The 5,139-nt window shown below is 32.8% G+C and carries 4 protein-coding genes; 2 read left to right on the top strand and 2 right to left on the bottom strand.

The features are described 5' to 3' along the window. Positions 1–379 (top strand): hypothetical protein (locus QZ143_RS09225; RefSeq protein WP_292883490.1); only part of this gene is annotated, 379 nt, incomplete at its 5' end. Between the two features lie 31 nt (positions 380–410). Here QZ143_RS09225 and QZ143_RS09220 read toward each other — a convergent pair. Together QZ143_RS09220 and QZ143_RS09215 are read right to left on the bottom strand one after the other, a co-directional pair. Further along, on the bottom strand, positions 411–1,898 hold the full coding sequence (locus QZ143_RS09220; protein WP_292609545.1) for a sodium-dependent transporter: 1,488 nt from the start codon (positions 1,896–1,898) through the stop codon (positions 411–413). 176 nt (positions 1,899–2,074) lie between these two features. Continuing rightward, positions 2,075–3,130, bottom strand: a complete 1,056-nt coding sequence (locus QZ143_RS09215) for a UPF0104 family protein (RefSeq protein WP_292609547.1) — start codon at positions 3,128–3,130, stop codon at positions 2,075–2,077. A 458-nt stretch (positions 3,131–3,588) separates the two neighbouring features. Here QZ143_RS09215 and QZ143_RS09210 point away from each other — a divergent pair, with 458 nt between their 5' ends. After that, complete coding sequence (locus tag QZ143_RS09210) at positions 3,589–5,085, top strand: transposase (protein ID WP_292883488.1); 1,497 nt, start codon at positions 3,589–3,591, stop codon at positions 5,083–5,085. The last annotated feature ends 54 nt before the right edge of the window (positions 5,086–5,139 follow it).

The raw sequence follows: 5,139 nt of genomic DNA, 5'->3' as shown, positions 1-5,139 counted from the left end.
AAATCTTGCAGTTGAATATATTGATGATAATAATCCTGCAAAACAAAGAACAGGAGTTAGTAGGTTTTATTATGGGTCATTTTGTACATCACGAGACTTTATTAATGAAAACAAAACATACTTAAATGAAAAATCCAAAAAAATCATGACTTCAAAAAGTGTTGATGCTCATGGGGAAACATCAAAAATATTCAAACATCATGCAAAATTTAAAAAAGGAAATAAAGGTAAAATAATTTCTAAAAACTTAAATAAACTAAGAAAAATGAGAAATCAAGTGGATTATGATAAACTTATAAGCAAACCATTATCCCAAATGATTAATGACTCTGAAAAATTATCTAAAAGAATATTAGAACTATTAAATGAATTAAATTAAAAAAAAAAAAGATTATAGAGTTAACTATAATCTATACTCTTTCTTCAGTATCATCCCACTCCGGATTTTTAGAAGGCAAAATAGTGAAAATGCCTGTTGAAATTAAAAGCAACAAAGCGGTAACAATTGTAAAGTTCAGCTGGTCTATAGTTCCGGCATTGATAACATCAATGAGCCCTCCAATCCAGATGATTGAAATGAAAACCGGAAGGATATACTTAACAATTACCAGCCACCATTTGCCCAGTTTGATTGTTTTAGACCTTGAATTGAGAAAATCAATGAGCCTTTCAGCTTTGAATATCCATGCAAATATTATGCACTCCAAGACCACACCAAAGAGCAATGCAATCTGATTGATGAATGTATCTACAAACCCAAGCAGTTCCCCACCGTAAGCGGTAGCGTAAATCATGGACATTGCAGCTCCAACTATTACCAGTATTGTCATTGTCCTGGACCTTGTAAGGCCAAACTTGTTTTGAATGGAAAATGACAACGGTTCGATTGTTGACAATATGCTTGTCAGTCCTGCAAGATAAACTGTCAAAAAGAACAATGGTCCTAAAACGTAAGCCCACTGACCCAATACATTAAATACTGTAGGATACACTACAAATACAAGACCGGTTCCCTGAGTTACAAGGTCAGCCACGGCAGTTCCTGACTGAAGTGACATGTATCCTAAAATTGAGAAAACCCCCAATGCAGCGAAGTTTTCAAAAAGTGAATTTGCAAGGGCGATTGAAATTGTATTTGTAATCAAATCAGCGTCATCGCTTGTATAGCTTGCATATGTAAATGCTATTGACATTCCAAGGCTTAATGAAAATACAATCTGACCGAATGCAGCCATCCATATTTCAAAGTGTGTCAAAAGAGACCAATCGGGGTTGAAGAGTTCCGCAAGACCTATTGAAGCTCCCGGCAAAGTCAGAGATACTCCAACGATAATAACCATAATTAAAAACAGTGCAGGCACCAAAATCTTTGAAACCTTACCTAAACCCTCTTCCAAATCTCTGTGAGATATAAACCAAATGATTACCCAACCGACAAGCATTGCAACAGCAATGATTGGAATGAAATGTGTCAAACCAGCCATTGATTCTGAGGATTGAAGAAGGGTGTTTGCAAAGAAAGTGTCCGGGTTTGCACCCCACCCTTTGGTGAAACTCAAAATCATGTAAATTCCATCCCAGCCGAGAATAGCTGAGTAATAAACCATAATCATAAAAACAGCAACCGGCAAAAGCCAGCCCAAGTATTCCCAATTGGAGTGAATCTTCCTGATTGCCTTTGGAAAGGAAGACTTAAAATTATATCCGACACCATACTCCAAAATCAAAAATGGAATTCCCATCAAAAGAATTGCCACAATATAAGGGATGTAGAATGCTCCCCCACCATTAGAGTACAATACATACGGATATCTCCAAATGTTTCCAAGTCCGACGGCAGAACCAATCATTGCAAGGATGAATGAAAGGTTGCTGCCCCATTCATTTTTATCTGCCATAATTTCCATTTTCCCATAATTTATACTAAATAATTTTGTAGTTAAAAGGTTAAATATGTTTAGATTAAAGAAAAAATGAAAATTATTAAGAAAAATATAAAAATACCGAATAAAATAAGGACAAATAATATAAATTTTATAAATGTCCAAAATATAATACTGGAATTATGAAAAAATTAATCCTTGTCACTTGTGGACTTATCAAGCTGTTCGGCTGATGAACCGACAGATATCTTTTCCAAAACAGATGAACCGTAATAAGGAAGAATCACCAGACCTATGATTGTAGCCATCCAGAATGAAATCAGCCTTTCAATCAATGTTACCGGCCCTGCAAGTGAAAGTGAAATTCCTGCTTTTGAGTAAAAACCAATCATAATACCGTCAACAGCCCCAAGACCCCCCGGAAGAAGTGGAATCATACCGACAAGAGAGGCAATAATGAATACTTCACCTATGACAATCACGTTCAAAGAAGCACCGAATGCAAGAAATACTATATAAACCCTCAGGATTTCAAAAATCCAAATTACAAAGGACAAAGGAATTGTATAATACAAAAGCCTCTTGTTTAAAATCAGCATGGACATGGTTTTTTGAAAACCGAAGATATTGTCATGAATGCTTTTTTCCAAATCCTCAGAACTTTTCTTATAGAATCTGTTGACGATTCTGAAAATGAATTTCTCAAGACGGCTTCCAAAACCCGGATTTATGCATAGATAAACAAGAATTCCCAAAACCACAAGAATTCCGATTACGGACAATACCAATACGACAACCAGCCATGTTGGAATCTCAAAGTACAAAAGCATTGCAACAATGGTTATCGCTGCAAGAACAATGAACGGGAATGTATCCAAAACCCTATCTGCCACAACGCCTGCAAAGGTGTCCTTTAAGTCATAACCCGCATCCCTAGATAAGATATATGCCCTGACAGGCTCTCCTCCACCACGACCTGAAGGAGTAATGTTGTTGACTGCAAGCCCAACCATCATCATAGGAAGCAGACTTCTGAAGCTGGTCTTGATATTTACAGAATCATTGACCAGTTTCCAACGCAAAGTGTATAAAAAATAAGTGAATATCTGTATACCAATAGCTAGAGCTATTAAACCCAAGTTAGCGGTTTTTAAAGCATCTATGATATTTTCAATTCCAATGAAATGGAACATTACTATCAAAATCAGAAAACTAACTATGATGAAAATAGCAGATTTTTTATCCATATTAATAAGTTATCTAGCATTTCTATAAATAATTTCCTATAATTATTTGTAGAAAACTTGATAATATTAGATAGATACTAATTAGTTGTTTGTTTTAATATTAATCACATAATTTATTTTGATTTAAACATATTATTTAATATTATTTAATTAACATTAAACTATCAAACATTACCTAATTAAAATAGAAAGGAAATTATTGGAATATTGGAGGGTGTCCGCCAAAATTGATTTTTGATTTTTCGTCAAAAAATTTTTTAGCCTAATTTTTATTATTTTTACTATATTCTTTCAAATTTTTATTTATTTTAATTTTAATACTTTATTTATTTTTTAAATCATCATTGAATTTCATATTGTTTTTATTTTTTGTTTTAATTGATTTTTAGATAGTTAAGTTTATATACTTGATTGTATATATTTTATATTAAGTATAAGTAGATTTGGTGTTGTTTTTTATGGTTAAAAGAAAGTTAAATAAGAATCAGACAAAATTGGGAATTAGGACACTTGATTGGAATGTTCCAACTAATCATATTTCTCGTTTTGTCGTGGAATTTGTTGAAGAAGTTTTTCCACTTTTGAATATCAAAGAACCCAAGAAAAAGAAAGGAAGAGACTCCCTTCCAGTAGATTCAATGTTAAAACTACTTATTTATGCTAAAATACAACATATTGACCGAACATCCATTATTGCAGACATGGCACGATACCATGACATATTTAAATATGTTTGCGATGATATTCGACCTTCTGAAAGATCAATTCAACGATATCGAAGAGAATATGGCCATTATTTCGAAGTATTATTGAAAATGACCTTAAAAAAAGCCTTTGATGAAGGATTCACGGAATTTAATCACGTTGCTATTGATGGAACCATCAAAAAAGCATACAATTCCAACAACAACACCATAACAAAAAAAGAAACACAAATATTGGTCGATTACTACGAAGGACGGCCAATAGACTCCAAATCCTTTGAAAAACTCCATAAACCAGCTCAAAGATTACTCGAAAAGAAAGACATGGATGATGAAGATAAATTAGAACTATTATATGGAATAGAAACACAATTCACATTCACAGGACAAGATAGAATACCAGTAAACGATATTGAAGCAAGATTTATGAAAGGAAAGAAAGGAAACTTCATGGTTGCCTATAATATCCAATCTGCAGTCGATTACGATACCAAATTAATCTGCGCAATAAACGTCACACAAAATCCTACAGACCATTACGAACTACCAAACATCGCAGAAAGAGCAATAAAAAACATTAACACCAAACCAAAATATATAAGTGCAGATACAATCTACTTAAACCAAATATCACTATCTTACTTGGCAGATAAAAAAATAGATGGATTAATACCAAACAGAAAGCAAAGCAAAGAAAAAATAGGAAAATTAAGCCCAAATCCCTATCATAAAGACCATTTTGAATATGATTATGAATTAGATGCATTTAAATGCCCAAAAAATCAATACATGTACTTTTTTGCGAAATACTATGAACCACACAAAGACCCAGAAAAACCAGATAAAATAAAAAGACTTTACAATAATTATGAAGCTTGTAAAAACTGTAAAGCAAGAAATAAATGCTGTTCATCCTCACAAACACACAAAACCATCACAGAATACGGTTCAGAAATGCAAAAAGCAATGAACCACAAAATGGAAAAACAAGAATATAAAGACGAATATGCCAAAAGATCAAGTGTTGAAGGACCATTTGGAATATTCAAAGAACAATTCCAAATAGAAAAAGAAGTAGTCACCGGAATGATAAAGACAGAAGAAAGAATAAACTTAGACGCATTAGCATACAATTTAATACGATTACACAATATAAAACAAGAAATAGAAAATAAAACCGAAGATTTAGAAGATTTCTGCGAAAGTACATCAATTAAAAACCAATTGAAACTCGATGTAACAATATTTTAAAAAAAATCAACAAGTCAACCAAAATTTAATTTTGGCAGCCACCCTAAAAAAAAG

The sequence above is a fragment of the Methanobrevibacter sp. UBA188 genome (assembly GCF_905234905.1).
In the GTDB taxonomy this organism is placed as follows: Archaea; Methanobacteriota; Methanobacteria; order Methanobacteriales; family Methanobacteriaceae; genus Methanocatella.
Note: the sequence above shows the minus strand (reverse complement) of the source record. Positions and strands in the feature narration are given on the sequence as shown.

What these genes read in the sequence shown, in the direction of transcription:
- QZ143_RS09215 (WP_292609547.1), bottom strand. Translation starts at nt 3,130, where the DNA reads ATGGATAAAAAATCTGCTATTTTCATCATAGTTAGTTTTCTGATTTTG.
- QZ143_RS09210 (WP_292883488.1), top strand. Translation starts at nt 3,589, where the DNA reads ATGGTTAAAAGAAAGTTAAATAAGAATCAGACAAAATTGGGAATTAGG.
- QZ143_RS09220 (WP_292609545.1), bottom strand. Translation starts at nt 1,898, where the DNA reads ATGGCAGATAAAAATGAATGGGGCAGCAACCTTTCATTCATCCTTGCA.